The sequence below is a fragment of the Cryobacterium melibiosiphilum genome, assembly GCF_003602235.1.
Classification (GTDB): domain Bacteria; phylum Actinomycetota; class Actinomycetes; order Actinomycetales; family Microbacteriaceae; genus Cryobacterium; species Cryobacterium melibiosiphilum.
The window spans coordinates 78,404-93,691 of record NZ_QZVS01000095.1 but is presented as its reverse complement, the minus strand read 5'-3'; the positions used below and the strand labels follow the sequence as shown (position 1 = coordinate 93,691).

At 68.3% G+C, this 15,288-nt stretch carries 14 protein-coding genes; 5 read left to right on the top strand and 9 right to left on the bottom strand.

Annotated features, from left to right (window positions below; all coding sequences use genetic code 11):
* Positions 1-124 precede the first annotated feature (124 nt).
* Both D6T64_RS18840 and D6T64_RS18835 read left to right on the top strand, forming a co-directional pair.
* A complete protein-coding gene (locus tag D6T64_RS18840; RefSeq protein ID WP_233551424.1) occupies positions 125-730 on the top strand; it encodes a YitT family protein in 606 nt (201 codons plus the stop codon).
* A 143-nt stretch (positions 731-873) separates the two neighbouring features.
* Positions 874-1,056: a hypothetical protein gene (locus tag D6T64_RS18835; RefSeq protein WP_119976209.1), complete on the top strand. Its 183-nt coding sequence runs from the start codon at positions 874-876 to the stop codon at positions 1,054-1,056.
* A gap of 44 nt (positions 1,057-1,100) precedes the next feature.
* Here the strand turns inward: D6T64_RS18835 and D6T64_RS18830 are convergent, their stop codons facing one another.
* Positions 1,101-1,568 (bottom strand): methyltransferase family protein, encoded by a 468-nt coding sequence (locus tag D6T64_RS18830; protein WP_119976208.1) that lies wholly within the window; start codon positions 1,566-1,568, stop codon positions 1,101-1,103.
* Positions 1,569-1,679: 111 nt separating this feature from the next.
* On the opposite strand from D6T64_RS18830, the gene D6T64_RS18825 reads away from it, so the two are divergent.
* Positions 1,680-2,369, top strand: a complete 690-nt coding sequence (locus tag D6T64_RS18825) for a TetR/AcrR family transcriptional regulator (RefSeq protein WP_119976207.1) — start codon at positions 1,680-1,682, stop codon at positions 2,367-2,369.
* Positions 2,370-2,472: 103 nt separating this feature from the next.
* On the top strand, positions 2,473-2,997 hold the full coding sequence (locus D6T64_RS18820) for a CarD family transcriptional regulator (protein ID WP_119976206.1): 525 nt from the start codon (positions 2,473-2,475) through the stop codon (positions 2,995-2,997).
* Positions 2,998-3,080: 83 nt separating this feature from the next.
* Here the strand turns inward: D6T64_RS18820 and D6T64_RS18815 are convergent, their stop codons facing one another.
* Together D6T64_RS18815 and D6T64_RS18810 are read right to left on the bottom strand one after the other, a co-directional pair.
* Complete coding sequence (locus tag D6T64_RS18815) at positions 3,081-3,509, bottom strand: ankyrin repeat domain-containing protein (RefSeq protein WP_199719226.1); 429 nt, start codon at positions 3,507-3,509, stop codon at positions 3,081-3,083.
* A 97-nt stretch (positions 3,510-3,606) separates the two neighbouring features.
* The gene (locus tag D6T64_RS18810) at positions 3,607-5,298 is read right to left on the bottom strand and encodes a long-chain-fatty-acid--CoA ligase (RefSeq protein WP_119976205.1); all 1,692 of its coding nucleotides are present in this window, start codon (positions 5,296-5,298) and stop codon (positions 3,607-3,609) included.
* Positions 5,299-5,379: 81 nt separating this feature from the next.
* Between D6T64_RS18810 and D6T64_RS18805 the strand changes: the two genes are divergently transcribed.
* Entirely contained in the window at positions 5,380-6,174 is a 795-nt protein-coding gene (locus tag D6T64_RS18805) for an alpha/beta fold hydrolase (protein WP_119976204.1), read from the top strand.
* A gap of 74 nt (positions 6,175-6,248) precedes the next feature.
* Here the strand turns inward: D6T64_RS18805 and D6T64_RS18800 are convergent, their stop codons facing one another.
* From D6T64_RS18800 to D6T64_RS18775, 6 genes are all read right to left on the bottom strand, one after another.
* On the bottom strand, positions 6,249-7,601 hold the full coding sequence (locus tag D6T64_RS18800) for a glycosyltransferase (protein WP_119976203.1): 1,353 nt from the start codon (positions 7,599-7,601) through the stop codon (positions 6,249-6,251).
* A gap of 127 nt (positions 7,602-7,728) precedes the next feature.
* Positions 7,729-9,972, bottom strand: a complete 2,244-nt coding sequence (locus D6T64_RS18795) for a glycoside hydrolase domain-containing protein (protein WP_119976202.1) — start codon at positions 9,970-9,972, stop codon at positions 7,729-7,731.
* A gap of 95 nt (positions 9,973-10,067) precedes the next feature.
* The gene (locus D6T64_RS18790) at positions 10,068-11,663 is read right to left on the bottom strand and encodes a dipeptide ABC transporter ATP-binding protein (protein WP_119976201.1); all 1,596 of its coding nucleotides are present in this window, start codon (positions 11,661-11,663) and stop codon (positions 10,068-10,070) included.
* Entirely contained in the window at positions 11,660-12,550 is an 891-nt protein-coding gene (locus tag D6T64_RS18785; protein ID WP_233551410.1) for an ABC transporter permease, read from the bottom strand. The genes D6T64_RS18790 and D6T64_RS18785 overlap by 4 nt, the downstream gene beginning before the upstream one ends.
* A 10-nt stretch (positions 12,551-12,560) precedes the next feature.
* Positions 12,561-13,532 carry an ABC transporter permease gene (locus D6T64_RS18780; protein ID WP_233551408.1) on the bottom strand — a complete coding sequence of 324 codons (972 nt, stop codon included), beginning with the start codon at positions 13,530-13,532 and terminating at the stop codon, positions 12,561-12,563.
* An 11-nt stretch (positions 13,533-13,543) separates the two neighbouring features.
* On the bottom strand, positions 13,544-15,217 hold the full coding sequence (locus tag D6T64_RS18775) for an ABC transporter substrate-binding protein (RefSeq protein ID WP_119976200.1): 1,674 nt from the start codon (positions 15,215-15,217) through the stop codon (positions 13,544-13,546).
* Positions 15,218-15,288: the final 71 nt, after the last annotated feature.

The following is a 15,288-nucleotide window of genomic DNA, read 5'->3' as shown; positions in this document are numbered from 1 at the left end:
GGCGCGGACCGTCACCGAAAATGTCACAGTGCTAGATCCCACCGCTTCAGACCCCACCCTGCCCGACACCGGCAGCGACACCCGCCCTGACACTCCGCCGACTCCCGAGGCGTTCCGGGCGCCGCTGGCCCCGCCCGCCCCGCGCCACTCCGTGCTCGAAGACGTGCTCGGCATCCTCACCGGAACCGTGATCGCCTCCTTCGGTCTCTTTCTGCTGAAGTCGAGCGCCGCCGTCACGGGCGGCACCGCCGGCCTCGCCCTGCTGCTCAGCTACGTCGGCGCGGTGCCGTTCGGCGTGCTGTTCTTCGCCGTGAACGTGCCCTTCTTCCTCCTGGCCATCTGGAAGAAGGGCTGGAATTTCACCCTGCGCACCGTCGCGGCCGTGGCGCTGGTCTCACTGTTCTCGTCGCTGCACCCGATCCTGCTGCAGGTCGACACGCTGAACCCGGTCTACGGCGTGCTGCTCGGCAACCTCGTGATCGGCGTCGGGCTGCTCGTGCTCTTTCGCCACAAGGCGAGCCTCGGTGGCTTCAACATCCTCGCACTCATCGTGCAGGAACGCCTCGGCTGGCGCGCCGGCTACGTGCAGATGACCCTTGACGTGGTGATCGTGCTCGCGGCGCTCACCGTGGTGTCACCGCTGGTCGTGCTGCTCTCGGCGGCCGGCGCGGTCGTGCTGAATCTCGTGCTCGCCCTCAACCACCGTCCGGGCCGCTATCTGGGAACCTGAGCCCGGAACACCGGCCGGCGCTGTTACAAACTGATTAAGTCTCGTGTTCCTCGCGGTGTTCGGTGCGCAGCCGACCTACGCTTGCCGCACACAGCTCACGCGATTACGCGCAGCTCCAACGGAACCGAACAGAAACACGAACCATGACCGACGACGAACTTCTGCTTGAAATGGACTACACCGGCTACGCAATGTCCTGCCGAGATCCCTATCTCACCGACGACGCCGACCTCGTGCTCTGCCGCCGGCAGAGCGGCCACGACGATACGCACGCCACGCGGGACGGCGCCGAAGTTCTCGTCTGGCCCGCCGACGGCATCATCTAGTACCCGGCCGAGGCGAGTCCGCGACGGCTCCCCTCAGCCGCGCGTCAATCGGCCCGCAAGCGGCCAACCCACGGCAGAAATCGACCGACCCGGGCGCCGTAGGCACGGTATGCCGGGTAGGCGACGAGCAGCATCCGCTCTTCCCAGCGCGCCTTCAGGGCCAGCAGCACGACGAGCGCGATCCAGGCCACAACGTGGGCGACGGATGCCCCGGTCAGCACGAGCGCGAAACCTCCGGTCATCAGGCCGGTATAGATGGGACTGCGCACGACCGCGTAAACGCCCGAGGTGACCAGCGCCGCGTCCTCGCGCGGAATAGGACTGGCCGTGAGCGAGCGCCCCAACCCGATGGCGCCCAGCAGTGCCAGCCCGAGCCCGGTTGCGGCGAGCACGATCTCCGCGGCGAGCACACCCCCACTGGGCGGCCAGAGCGACCCGGCGGGCAGGAGCAACAGCGTGAGGAGCAGCACTACCTGCAGGGCGACGAGGCCGCGCGCGAGGGAACGGTTCATGGTTCGAGGATATGCCGCACGACCACCCCGTGCGCACCGGTCTCCGCGGGCCGCCCGGCGCACTTCCGCCCTCTTATCGGACACCTGTCCGATAAGTGCTATACTGATCTGATGGCCTTCGGAAGCAACTCCCTCGCGAGCACACGCTCCGAGGCTCGCGCACCGGAAACTCGCAGGGCCGAACCCCGCACCTCCGAAGCCCGCACGACCGAACCCCGCAATCCCGAAACACGCACAGCCCCCGACCCGCGGGCTGAACGCACCCGTCAGCTCATCTTCACCGCCATCCGCACGCTGATCGCCGACCAGTCGGCATCCGTCTCGGTGCCCGACATCGTGCGCATCGCCGGCATCAGTCGCAGCTCGTTCTACGCTCACTTCGCGAGCCTCGATGTGCTCGCCGCCGAATATCTGCGGGCCCAGTTCACGGATCTCGATTCGGCCCACCTGCGCAACGACGTGGCGACCGGCGAGAACGCCGCCCGCATCGGCTACACCCGGCTTGTAGCGCACATGGTCGAGAATTTTCCGCTCTACGCGAGTGTGTTGGCCCTGCCACTGACCCGCAGCGCCTACGACCAGATCGTCGACGCCTACGCCACCCAAATGCTCGAATCGGTGCTCGTGCCCGACTCGATCCCCGATGAGGTGAACGCCGAACTCGTCACGACCTATGTCGCCGGCGGCGCGCTCACCCTGATCAGCGCTTGGATGCGCGGCCAGCTCGACGTCTCCGACGACGACCTGGTCGACCAGCTCGTCGCGCTGCTGCCCAGCTGGATACTCCAGCCCCAGCCCTGACCCCCACTTTTATCCCCCGCTCAACCCCTGCTCAACCCCCGCTCTTGATCACTTACCCGGTGCACCATCCAGTTGCACAACCTACAGAAAACAAGGCCAATCTATGAATATTGAAGTCGGCGAAACTCTCGTATACCCGCACCACGGCGCGGTCACCATCACGGCGCTCAGCTCCCGCACCATCAAGGGCGAAGAGAAGCAGTTCATGACCCTGAACGTGCACACCAGCGAGCTGACAATTCAGCTTCCCGTGGACAACGTCGAACTCGTCGGAGTGCGCGACGTCATCGACGCCGCCGGCGTGCAGGCCGTCTACGAGGTATTGCAGAACCCGTTCACCGAAGAGCCCGGAAACTGGTCGCGTCGCTACAAGGCCAACCAGGAAAAGATGGCCAGCGGCAGCGTCTACCGCGTCAGCGAGGTCGTGCGCGACCTGTGGCGCCGCGACCAGGACAAGGGCGTCTCCGCCGGCGAAAAGCGGATGCTCGAAAAGGCCCGCCAGATCCTCGTCTCCGAGCTCGCCCTCGCCCAGGGCCTGACCGATGAAGAAGCCGGCGAGCTGCTGCTCAAGGACGTTCTCGTGAACGTCTCCACCGAGCAGGCACCCGTCGAGGTCGCTGCGGTCTAACCCCGCACCCGCACAAACACACACGCACACACACAGATCGCGCCTTCGAATTCCGAAGGCGCGATCTGTGTGTGTGCGGCTACTCAGTGTGTGCTGCCGGCCGAACCGAAGGACTCGATGACCTCGCGCATCCGCGGCAGACCGAACTGGTCGGCGATCTGCGCCGCGGGGTGCGCGCCCAGGGCAGGGTCGGCATCCGCTTCGAGCAGAAGCCGGAGAATTGCCTCGTTGTTACGGAAGACGGCGCAGGCCACCGCGGTCTGCCCCATCGCATTCACGACGGATGTCGCCGCGCCCCGCCGCAGGAGATCCCGCACGGTGTCCGCGTGCTGGGCATAGCTCGCGACGATCAGCAGGGAGTCACCGCGGCCGTTGAGCATATTCAGCGGCACGCCGGCGTCGAGCATCTCCCCGAGCTGGCCGGTGTGCCCCTCGCGGGCGAGCTCGAAGACACCGTCGATCACGGCGGTGCTCGGGCTGGTGCTGGAGGGTTCTGCTGCGTGCTCGGTCACCGGTCACTCCTGTCGACAGTTTGACGCCCGTCGGGCGACCTCTCTATTCTGCGTCTCGTCGGCGCTGATCTGATACCGGAGCGTGTCGCGCTCGGTGTCAGTTGAGGGTCGGCAGCACCTGTTCGCGCACCTGTTTGCGCAGGATCTTGCCGAGCAGCGAGCGCGGGGTGTTCTCGATCTGCACGATGCGGCGCGGGATCTTGTAGGCCGCGAGGTGATCGCGGCAGTGCTCGCGCAGCGAGTCTTCGTCGAGGGTGGCGCGCGGCGCGAGCTCGACTGCGGCGACCACCAGTTCGCCCCCGCGCTCGAGCGGCTTGCCGAAGACGGCCGCATCGACGACCGACGGATGCAGCCGCAGCACCGTCTCGACTTCGGAGGGTGAGACGTTGAAACCCCCGGTGATCACGAGTTCCTTGGCCCGGTCGACGATCGTGGTGAACCCGTCGGGGTCGACGGTGACGACGTCACCGGTGCGGAGCCATCCGTCTGGCAACAGGGTCGCGGCGGTCTCTTCGGGATTGTTCCAGTAGCCCTGGAACACCTGCGGGCCCTTGAGCAGCAGCTCACCGGGTTCGCCCTGGGCGACCTCGACCGTCGGGTCGTCGAGGTCGACGACCTTCATGAGCGTCGACGGGAACGGCACGCCGATCGTGCCGGGCCGCCGGGTGGCGTGGAACGGGTTGCCGAGGGCGACCGGGGAGGATTCGGTCATGCCGTAGCCCTCGACGAGCAGGCCGCCGGACACCGATTCCCACAGTTCGACGACGTGGTCGGGCAGGTTCATCGCCCCCGAGATGCAGAACTTGCAGGAGCGCAGCGAGATACCGCGTTCCTGCGCGGCGCGAGCGGTGCGCTCGTAAATCGGCGGGACCGCGCAATAGACGGTCGCCGGCGACTTCTTCATCGCGTCAAGCACCATCTTCGGCTCGAACTTCGGAAACAGCACGAGCAGCGCCTGCTTGCGGATGCCATAGGTCAGGTAGAGCGTGAGGCCGAAGGCGTGGAACATCGGCAGGATCGCGTAGAAGATCTCCTTGCGGTACTCGGCGCCGTGCATCCACGCTTCGCCCTGCAGCGCATTGGAGTACAGGTTGAAGTGGGTGAGCATGGCGCCCTTGGCGCGGCCCGTGGTGCCGGAGGTGTACTGGATCGCGGCGAGGTCATGCACGCTCGGGCGCGGGTGCTCGGGGTCGAGGTGTCCGTGGCCCAGCAGGTCCTTCCACGCGATCGTGCCCGGAGCCTTGGCCGTCAGCGCCGCCCGGGAGGCCCGCAGGCTTTTCACCGGCAGGCCGAGCGCGAGGCGTTTCACAGTGGGAAACTCGGTGAGCAGGTTGACCGCGACGACGTGGTCGATTTCGATGTCGGCGGGAAAGTCGCGCACGGTTGCCACGACTTTGTCCCAGGTGATCACCACGCGGGCCTGGTGGTCTTCGAACTGGTGCCGCAGTTCGGGGGCGGTGTAGAGCGGGTTGTGCTCCACCACGACCGCGCCCAGGCGCAGGATCGCGTAGAACGCCACCACGTGCTGCGGGCAGTTCGGCAGGATGAGCGCGACCCGGTCGCCGGCGCGCACACCGAGGTGGCGCAGGCCCTCCGCCGCGCGGTCGATCTGGTCACCGAGTTCGGTGTAGCTCGTGCGGCGCCCGAAGAATTCGAGGGCGGGGGCGCTGCCGGCCTCGGCGACGGACCGGTCGAGCATGTCGATCAGCGACTCCCGGGGCAGTTCGATCTCGGCCGGCACTCCCGGCTGATAGTTGGTGACCCAGGGCTGCTCTGTCGTATTCGCCATGTTCCCATCCTCCCGCGAACCGACGGCCGCAATGAACCGCGGGTGCGGACATCCGTGCTGTGCACGTGGTGGAATAGACGGATGTCCCCGCGTACCGCACCGCCTCACCGCTTCGTCACGAGCAACGACGGCGTGCAGATCGCCACCTACGAACTGGGCGACCCGGTCAACCCGACGGTGCTGCTCGTGCACGGTTTCGCGTCGAGCGCCGTGGCGAACTGGCACGCCACCGGCTGGACCCGCGACCTCGTGCGCGCCGGCCTGCACCTGATCGCGATCGACCAGCGCGGCCACGGGGCCAGCGACAAGCCGCATTCCCCCGACGCGTACACGATGCACCAGCTCGTCACCGATATCGAACTGGTGCTCGACGCCTACCTCGTCAGCGAAGCCAGTTACGTGGGCTATTCCCTCGGCGCCCGCGTCGGCTGGCAGGCCGCCCGCGACTTCGGCGCCCGCATCAGCCGGGCCGTGCTCGGCGGTATCCCCGACGGCGATCCGCTCAAACGCTTTCAGATCGCGGATGCCCGCGCCCACCTCGAACACGGAACCGACGTCACCGACCACCTCACCGGGGTCTACCTGAAGATGGCGAAGACGCTGCCGAGCAACGACCTGCCCGCCCTGGTCGCACTCGTCGAGGGAATGCGCGGCGGCCCGCAGCCGAGCGCCGAGAACGCCCCCGCCCAGCCGTTGCTCTTCGCGACCGGCAGCGACGACACGATCCTCGCTGCGTCCCGCGCACTCGCCGCGGCCGCTCCGCAGGGAAGTTTCTTCGAGATCCCCGGACGCAACCACTTCAACGCGCCCACCGCGCGGGCCTTCCGCGACGCCGCCCTGGAGTTCCTCCGCGCCCCTGTCTCAATCCGCGAGTGAGCACTTTATGCACTTCCCGAGCGCGGGTAGTGCATAAAGTGCTCACTCGCGGGAGACGTCAGGCGCGGGATGGGCTAGTCGCGGGCAGCAGCGGCGGCACCGGTTGTGTGGGTGGTGAGTGAGAACATCCGGTCGAAGACGACGCGGCGGTCGAATTGCATCGCGTAGGCGCGGGCGCGGGCCGCCCAGTCGGTGCGCTCGTCGTCGCTCGTCTCGAGCAGGGCGTGGTCGATGGCGGATGCGATCGCCCGCGGATCCTCGACCGGCACGATGATCGCGTGGTCACCGACGGCCTCGCCGATGCCGCCGGTCAGGGTCGTGATCACGGGCCCACCGCCGGCGAGCATCTTCTCGGCCAGGGCGATGCCGAAGGTCTCCACGAACTCCGGCCGCGGCTTGCTCGGCAGCACGAACGCCGCGCAGCCGGCCATCAGGTAGGGCTTCTCGGCGTCGCCGACGTCGGTCAGAAAGTGGATGCGGTCGGCGAACGGGTTCTGCGCGGCGAGGTCGCGCAGGTTCTGTTCCTGCGGCCCCCGGCCGGCGATGACGAGGATCTTGTTCTGGCTCGAGGCGCTCAGCGCGTACCCGGCCATCAAGTCGTCCACCCCTTTCGCCGCTGTCAGCCGAGACAGGAACAGGATGTAGCTGCCCGGCTGTAGCCCGCGGGCCGCGAGCACGTCGACGAGTACGGATTCGTCGAGGTCGAGGTAGGAGTCGGCGTCGATCGCCGGGTAGGAGATCGAGACGCGGTCGCGGCACTGGGCGGCGTACCGGGTGCCGTGCTGGGCGTCGACGAGGGCGGACTCGGCGATGATCAGCTCTCGGGTGTACTGCGACACGGCAACGCAGTGGTCCTGGCTGAGATAGCTCGAGAGGATGTGCGCGGCGGCTCCGAAGCGGCCGGCGTCAACGGCGGTACGCACGACGTTGGTGACGTCGCTGCCCACGGCTTCGGCGATCGTGGTCACGTTCACCGGCAGGCCGGTGCCGCGGGCGGCGCGCACGGCATCCGTCACCGCGAGGGTGTGCGGGCTGAGGTAGAGCGAGAGGCACACGGTGGGCACGCCGTCGGTGAAGAGTTCGATGAGCCGGCCGGTGATGCCGGCCAGGTGGCGGCCGTCGATGACCTTGTAGTCGCCGATCGGTTCGGGGCGTTCGACGAAGATGCCGGGGCTGTAGGCGAGGACCGAGTCGAGCGGTTTCAGCGGCAGGCCGCTTTTCTGCAGCTGTTCGATGGGCCAGGTGACGATGCGCACCTCTTCGAAGCCGCGCTCGAGGGCGGTTTCGGCCAGGTTGCGGGCCTCGACGGAGTGCCCGCAGATCACGGGATCGGCGCGCACGACGATGACGAGGCGCTTGTCGATCGGGCGGTCGTGAGCCACGGGGGTGGTGCTGGCGGCGGTGCTGCTGACGGCGGTGGTTTCCATGCGATCGCTCCTAGGTTCAGGGGTGGTTTCAGGCTGGATACAGGGTTGGTTTCAGGTGCCAGTTGGTTTCAGGTGCCAGTTGGTTTCAGGTGCCGGTTGGTTTCAGGGGCCGGTTTCAGGGTCGGTTTCAGGGATGGGACGATATGTGGGAGAGGTTGGCCTGGGACGGAAGTTCGACGGTTCCCCAGTCGCTGGGTTCGGGGCCGAGTTCGACGACGAGTTCGCCGCCGCGGTGCAGTTCGGTGGCGCGCAGCCAGGTGCGGGTGAGCGGCTCACCGTTGAACTCGGCGGCCTGCACATACTGCACCGGTCCACCGGGAACGGGTTCGGTGAATCCGCGGGTGCGGATCGTGAAGGTGTGTCGCCCCACCTTCATCGACGACTCGAGAAAGGACGGCGCGTTGACGAGGAACATGTTCTGGCCGGCGACCGGGAACAGGCCGAGCGACGCCCAGACGAACCACGAGCTGAGTCCTCCGGAATCGTCGTTGCCCGGGAGCCCGCCGCGGCCGGTGCCGAACTGCTGGTGCAGCACGTTGTGCACGATCTCGGCGGTGCGGTCGGGGCGGCCGACGTAGTGGTAGGCCCACGGCACGTCCATGTCGGGCTCGTTGTTGAGCCCTTCGAACCGGCCGAGGTTGTAGCCGGCGAGCACCTCGGCGGCACCCGGGGCTTGCCCCATCTGCTGCACCGGGTCGGCGCCGTAGCCGAAGAAGGTGTCGAGCTGCGCCATGTATCGCTCCGGGCCGCCGCTCAGAGCGATGCGTCCGGGCATGTCGTGGGTCAACCGAAAGGAGTAGTTGTGCCGGCTGCCCTCGTAGAACGTGGAGTCCTTCAGCAGGCCCAGTTCAGGGTCGAAGGCGTTGGGCCACCGGGCGGCAAGAGCGGTGAACTGGGTGACGAGCGTGGTGTCGCCGAGATGTTCGGCGACCTTCGCCGTGCACCAGTACCCGAATGCCAGGTCGAGGGTATGGCTGATCGGATGCGCCTCGCCGCGCAGCAGGAATTCCTCACCGTAGGTGCGACGCAGGTCGTCGGACATGTGGATGAGCGCCCAGTCCCAGTCGATGCCGGGCAGCCCGAGCTGGCAGAGGTCGGCCAGGAAGGTGTGCGCGAGGGCGCTGCCCTGCCGGGAGAACCGGTCGCTGCCCCGGGCCATACGGTAGCCGATCGGAAAGTTGCCCTCCTCCTCGCAGATGGTGAGCAGGGCGGCGGCCAGTTCTACCGCGCGCTCGGGCATCAGCGCGGTGAGCAACGGCAGCTGGGTGCGATAGATGTCCCACATCGTGCTGATGTCGAACGCGAACGGGCCGGGAGTGGGCCAAAAGGGGCTCTCCGACGGCGCCAGGCAGGGCTTGATCAGCGAGTGGTAGAGCGCCGTCGAGAAGATCGTCTGGCGGTCGGCCGACGGGGTCACGACGGTGATGGCATCCACCAGGCTGCCCCAGGCTTCCTGGGTCAGGGCGCGCCGGGCCGTGAATCGGTTGGCGGCGGGCGCTGAGCCGGAATGCGCCGAGTTTGAATGCGGCGAGTCCGCATAGAGGTTCTTCTGGGCCTGCTCGACGCCGCGCAACGAGAACCCGATGCGCAGCTCGATCGTCTCGCCCTGTTCGCTCGGGCCGGCCCACATCAGGCCGAAGGTGCGCAGGGTGGTGGGGCGAATGTGGTCGAAGTCGAGGCGGGTGCCGCCGGGCATCAGGCGTCGGTCATACCAGAGCATCTGCCGCCACTGCGGGGTGTCGCACTCGATGTAGACCGAGAGCGGCACTCCCTCGGCGGTGATCTGGCCGCACGCCACGCCCGGCTCGAGGCATTCGATGTGCGCGCGCAGCGGGACGGTGGCGCCGTACGGAATCGACAGCCCGCCGAGCGAGAAGTCAATCACGATGCGGGCGTTCTTGTGTTTGGGGAAGGTGTAACGGTGCACGGCGCTTTTCGGCCCGACGGTCAGCTCGGCGGTGATTCCCGAGTCCAGGCTCGCGGAGTACCAGCCCGGTTCGGCTTGCTCGTCGGACAGCTCCCAGGTGCGGCCGAGCACGTCGAGGGGTTCCACCATCGGCGTCACCCGAAAGTAGTTGTAGTACTTGCGAATCGCGCCGGTGCCGGACTGTTGAAAGTGGGTGAAACCCGACGCGAGCTGCCCCTCGTGCAGTCGCACCGGAACGCCGTCGAGCGACAGGTCAAAAGGCCCGTAACCGGTGGGGTACCCGCCCGAATAGGCGCACGCCGACACCATGCCGAGCGGAAACGTGGCTCCCGGATGGGTGTTGCCGATCTGCGGCTTCGGCCACCACCAGGTGGCGGCGAGACCGCTGCGCGGCGGAAGCTGCGTGACGCCGGTACCGATGAACGGGTCGACCGACCCCGTCATGCGTTTCTGCCCACTGGTGTGCGTCGCGTATCCATCGTCTGAGCGTAGAACCCGCATTTATCGTCGGCGTGATACGCAGGTTACGATCGTGCGAATTATCGCGGGTGGGTGTCCCCCGCGCTGCTCGGGCCTGGTCCCGCGGCGAGCAGGGCACGGGTGAACGGATGCTCCGGGGCGTCCAGCACCGCCGCCGCGCCCCCCTGCTCCACGACGACCCCGTCTTTCATGACCAGAATGTCGTGGCTGAGCGCCCGCACCACGGCGAGGTCATGGGAGATGAACACGAGCGCCAGTCCGGTCTCCCGCTGCAGCTCGCCCAACAGGTCGAGCACCTGGGCCTGGATCGACACGTCGAGGGCGGACACGGGCTCGTCGCAGACCAGCACGCGCGGCGCCCGGGCGAGTGCCCGGGCGATGGCGACCCGTTGCCGTTGCCCGCCGGAGAGTTCGTGCGCCCGGCGCGGCAACAGGGCCTCCGGCAGGGCCACCCGTTGCAGCAGCGCGGCCGCCCGGGCCCGCCGAGCGCGGCGCGGCGTGCCGTCGACGGCGATCGCCTCACTCAGAATCTGCAGCACCGTGAAACGGGGGTCGAACGCACTCACCGAGTCCTGGTGGATGAGCTGGATCTGCCCGCGGCGGGCCCGGCGCTGCGACTCGGGCAGGGCACTCCAGGGTTCGCCGTGCAGCAGAACGACGCCGGAGTCCGGTTTTTCGATACCCAGCAGCATCCGTGCCAGCGTGCTCTTGCCCGAACCCGACTCGCCGACGATGCCCAGGGTATGCCCGGCGAGAAGGTCGAACGAGACCCCGGTGACAGCCTGTCGAGCCGTGCCCCCTCTGAAGCGTCCCGGCGTACGGTAGGTGCGACCGAGGTCGCGTGCGGCGAGCACGACCGGGCCGGCCGGTGCCGACTCGGGGGCCCGATCGAGGGCGGCCGCCGCGAGCAGCTCCCGGGTATACGGATGCTGCGGCGCGGCCAGCAGCGCCGCGGTCGGCGCCACCTCCACGAACCGGCCGTCTTTCATGACGGCGATGTCGTCGGCCAGGGCACGGATGACGTTCAGGTCGTGGCTGATCAGCAGCAGGGCGAGGCCCTGCCGTTTCAGATCGTGCAGCAGGGCGATGACCTGCGCCTGCACCGTCGCATCCAGTGCCGTGGTCGGTTCGTCGGCGACGAGCAGCGCGGGCGTCGCGGCGAGGGCCGAGGCTATCAGCGCCCGCTGGCGCAACCCGCCGGAGAGCTCGTGCGGGTAGTCCCGCGCGCGCACGGCCGGTTCGGGCAGCGCGACCTGCTCGAGCAGGCGAAGCATCCGCTGCTGGCGTTCGACGCGGCCGAGCCCCGATTCGTGGATCGCAAGGGGTTCGATGACTTCCGCGCCGACGCGGCGCAGCGGGTCGAGGGAGACGAGGGCGTCCTGGCTAACGAGCCCGACCCGGGCGCCGCGCACGGCCCGCCACTGCGCCTCGGTCAGGGCGCGGGCGTCCACGCCGGCGACGCTGAGCTCGGTCGCCGTCACGATCGCGCCGGCCGGTGCCAGGCCGAGCAGGCTGCGCGCGGTGACGGTCTTACCGGCCCCGGATTCCCCGACGATGCCGAGGCACCGTCCGGCCTCGATGCTGAACGAGACGCCGTCGACGATCGTCGTGCCGGCGAGCGTCACGCACAGGTCGCGCACCGAGACGACGCTCACGGCCGTCTCCCGGCCCGGTGTGTCGCCCCGGCCCCGCGGCCGGCGCCGCGCAACCGCAGGTGCCGACCGATCGTGCTCGTCGAGACGACCGTGGCGGTGATGACCAGGCCGGGGAACACCGCGATCCACCACGCCGTAGCCAAAAAGTTGCGGCCGTCGGAGAGGATGAGCCCCCACTCCGGGGTCGGCGGTTTCGGGCCGAGGCCCAGAAAGCTGAGGCCGGCGGCGGCGGTGATGGCCGTTCCCACGCCCATCGTCGCCATCACCAGCAGCGGGCCGATCGTGTGCGGCACGATGTGTCGCAGCACGGTCAGCACCGGGGAGACTCCGAGGGTGCGGGCCGCCTCCACGTAGCCGGCACGTTTCACGACGAGGGTCTGCACCCGGGCGACGCGGGCGTAGGCGGGCACCACCGCGATCGCGACGGCGACCAGCAGGCTCGTCTCCCCCGGGCCGATGATCGCGATCACGATCAGCGCCAGCAGAAATTCCGGGAACGCCATGATGATCTCGATCGCCCGGCTGAGCACGCCGTCACCGACCCGCCGGGACAGCCCGGCGATCGCGCCGATCATGAGTCCCGCGACGAGGGCGATCAGCGTCGCCCCGAAGCCGATCATGAGCGAGTAACGCGACCCGTACAGCACGCGCGCGAACACGTCCCGGCCGGCCTGGTCGGTTCCGAACGGATGCGCCGGGCTCGGTGCGAGCAGCGCCGCGCCGATGTCCGTGCGCACCGGATCGGCAGCCGTGAAGAGTCCCGGCAGCAGCGCCGCAAGCACCAGCGCGGCCAGGAAGACCACGGCGGCCCAGAAACCCACGGTGGCCCCGCGGCCCGGGGTAGGCATCCGCTTCGCCAAGGCCTTCGTGGCGGTCAGGGCGCTCATGCGCGTGCACTCATGAGTACGCCTCTGCCGTGGCCATGCGGGGGTCGAGACGATCGGCGACCAGGTCGACGATCAGGTTGATGACGGAGAACAGAACGGCGGCGAGCACGATGATGCCGAGCACGACCGGGATGTCCCGGTCGGTGATGGCGTTGAGGGCGACACGTCCGAGGCCCGGCCGGGCGAAAACGGTTTCGACGAGCACCGATCCGCCGAGCAGGGAACCGGCGATGTAGCCGGTCAGGGTCACGCTGTTGGCGGCCGCGTGGCGCAGGGTGTGCCGCAGCACGAGACGGGTGTGGCTCGCGCCGCGGGCGCGCACGGTGTCCACGAACGGGAGGATCGCCGCGGCGTCGAGGCCCTGCCGCAGCACTTGGCCGAGGATTCCGGCGGTGGGGATGGCGAGGGTGATCGCGGGCAGCACGAGGGCACCGAAACCGCCCGAGGCGACGACAGGAAACCAGCCCAGCCCAAAGCCGAAAACGGTGATGAGCACGAGGCCGATCCAGAAGGTGGGCGCCGAAACGGCCACCAGCTCGAGCAGCCCGACGAACGGGGTGGAACGGCGACCGCGACCGAACAGGGCAGCGGCGAGGGCAAGGAGCACCGCGAAAACCATAGCCAGCCCCATCAGCTGCAGGGTGGGGGCCAGTTGCTGGCCGATCAGGTCGGCGACGGGCTGCTGCATGCGGTACGAGGTGCCGAGATCGCCGCGCACCAGTCGACCGAGGTAGAAAAGGTACTGGACGGCCAGTGGATCGGCGAGGCCCCAGTCGGCGCGAATCTGCTCGCGTACCTGTTCGGACACGCTGCCGAGGCCGACCAGCACCGTCACCGGGTCACCGGGGATCAGGCGCAGCGCGAAGAAGCCGACCGTGGCGGCGCCCCAGACGACGAGCACCATGCCGCCGAGCCGGCCCACCAGGCGGGAGACGGGTCGGTTCTGGCCCACCGCACCGCCCGTCACAGCGCCGCCCGTCACTGCACCGCCCGTCACCGCACCGTGCTGAGCGAGGCCTCGTAGAAGAGCGGCTGGCCGTAAAGGTCGAAGCTCAGGTTCTCAATGACGGGGCTGTAGGCCGTGATGGCCGAGGGCACGGTGATCGGAACCATGGCGACGTGGGTCGCATTCCACTGCTGAATCTGCTGGTAGAGCGCTTCGCGTTCGGCGGGGTCGCTCGTGGCGATCGCGCCGTCGAGCAGCTGGTCGACGGTCGCATCGGCCGTCGAGGAGCCGTTCTTGTAACCGCCGGTGTGCAGGTGGGCGCGCAGCACGTCGGCGTCGACGCTCGGAAAGCTCCAGTCGGAGAGGTCGTACGCGCGGGCGTTGAAGTCTTCGTAGTACGAGGCGACCTCGAGGTTGTCGCGCACGATCTCGAAGCCGAGCTGCTTGAGGTCGCTCTGCACGACGTCGCCGAGGCTCGCGTTGGCGTCGGAGACCGGGTTGTATGCCAGCCAGCGGGCGCTCAGGCGAACGCCGTCTTTCACGCGGTAGCCCTCGGAGTCCCGCTCGGTCCAGCCGGCCTCATCGAGCAGGGCGTTGGCGGCATCCGGGTCATACGCCCAGCTGTCTTCGAGGCTCGGGTCATAGGAGTCGGGCGTGGCCGGCGAGAGGATGCTCCAGGCCCGCTCGGCCTGGCCCTGGTAGATGCTCTCGACGGCCGGGCCGACGTCCACGCCGAGGGCGAAGGCCTGGCGCATGTTCTGGTCGGCGAAGACGCTGTCGGCGACGTTCGCCTGGGTGCTGTTCTTCTCGTTCAAAAACAGCGTGTACGGCAGCCCGGGCATCGTGTAATTCTCGACCTCGAAGTCGTCGCCGATCTGCGCAACCGTGTTCGCGGTGATGTCGCTGGCGATCTGGGCTTCGCCGCTCGTCAGCGCACCGGTGCGCACCGCCGACTCGGGAAGAATACGGAACTCGATCGTCTCAATCGCCGGGGCGCCTTCGTGGCCGCTGCCTTCGGGAGCCCAGTCGTAGTCTTCATTGGCGGTGAAGGTGATGCTCTGGTCTGGCGTGTAGGCGCTCAGCACGTAGGGCCCGGTGCCGACGGAGATGTCGGGGCCTCCGGCGGGTAGCTGCGCGGCGTTGTCGCGCAGGGTCGCCGGTGAGTAGAAGCCGAGCTTGGCGGTGCTGACGGCCTGCAGGAACGGGGCGTAGGGCTGGTTGAAGTCCACGCGCACGGTGTACTCGTCGACCACTTCGGTGCCCGCATAGAACCCGCCGGTTTCGGCGTACCCGATCAGGCTCGCGGCATCCGCTGACGCGGTTTCGGGGGCGACGACGTGGTCGAAGTTGGCCTTCACGGCTTCGGCGTTGAAGACCTCGCCGTCGTGGAAGGTGACGTCCTCGCGCAGCTGGAAGGTGTATTGCAGGCCGTCGGCGCTCACGTCCCACGACTCGGCGAGCCAGGGCACGAACGAGCCGTCGGCCTGCTGGTAGACGAGAGAGTCGAAGGAGTTGCGCATCACGAGCGCGGTGGCCTGGAAGGCGGAGGAGTGGATGTCCATCTTGCCGCCGCTGAGGGTGCCGCCGTTGATGGCGTAGGTGAGGGTGCTGTCGGCGCTGGCCGCGTTCGGGGCGGTGGCGCTGCATCCGCTGACCACGGCGACGGTGACGAACACTGCCAGGGCCGCTCGAACGGATGAGAGGTGGGCGCGAACGCGCATAGACGGTGTCACTTTCGTGGGATGGTCGCCCAGGCGAGCAGTTTGATCAACACAGGCGCTGTTGAAGAGTG

Bases quoted from the DNA above. Each gene is read 5' to 3' on its own strand.
- D6T64_RS18835 (WP_119976209.1), top strand. From the start codon at position 874: ATGACCGACGACGAACTTCTGCTTGAAATGGACTACACCGGCTACGCA.
- D6T64_RS18810 (WP_119976205.1), bottom strand. From the start codon at position 5,298: ATGGCGAATACGACAGAGCAGCCCTGGGTCACCAACTATCAGCCGGGA.
- D6T64_RS18830 (WP_119976208.1), bottom strand. From the start codon at position 1,568: ATGAACCGTTCCCTCGCGCGCGGCCTCGTCGCCCTGCAGGTAGTGCTG.
- D6T64_RS18825 (WP_119976207.1), top strand. From the start codon at position 1,680: ATGGCCTTCGGAAGCAACTCCCTCGCGAGCACACGCTCCGAGGCTCGC.
- D6T64_RS18820 (WP_119976206.1), top strand. From the start codon at position 2,473: ATGAATATTGAAGTCGGCGAAACTCTCGTATACCCGCACCACGGCGCG.
- D6T64_RS18800 (WP_119976203.1), bottom strand. From the start codon at position 7,601: ATGGAAACCACCGCCGTCAGCAGCACCGCCGCCAGCACCACCCCCGTG.
- D6T64_RS18785 (WP_233551410.1), bottom strand. From the start codon at position 12,550: ATGAGCGCCCTGACCGCCACGAAGGCCTTGGCGAAGCGGATGCCTACC.
- D6T64_RS18795 (WP_119976202.1), bottom strand. From the start codon at position 9,972: ATGACGGGGTCGGTCGACCCGTTCATCGGTACCGGCGTCACGCAGCTT.
- D6T64_RS18775 (WP_119976200.1), bottom strand. From the start codon at position 15,217: ATGCGCGTTCGCGCCCACCTCTCATCCGTTCGAGCGGCCCTGGCAGTG.
- D6T64_RS18805 (WP_119976204.1), top strand. From the start codon at position 5,380: ATGTCCCCGCGTACCGCACCGCCTCACCGCTTCGTCACGAGCAACGAC.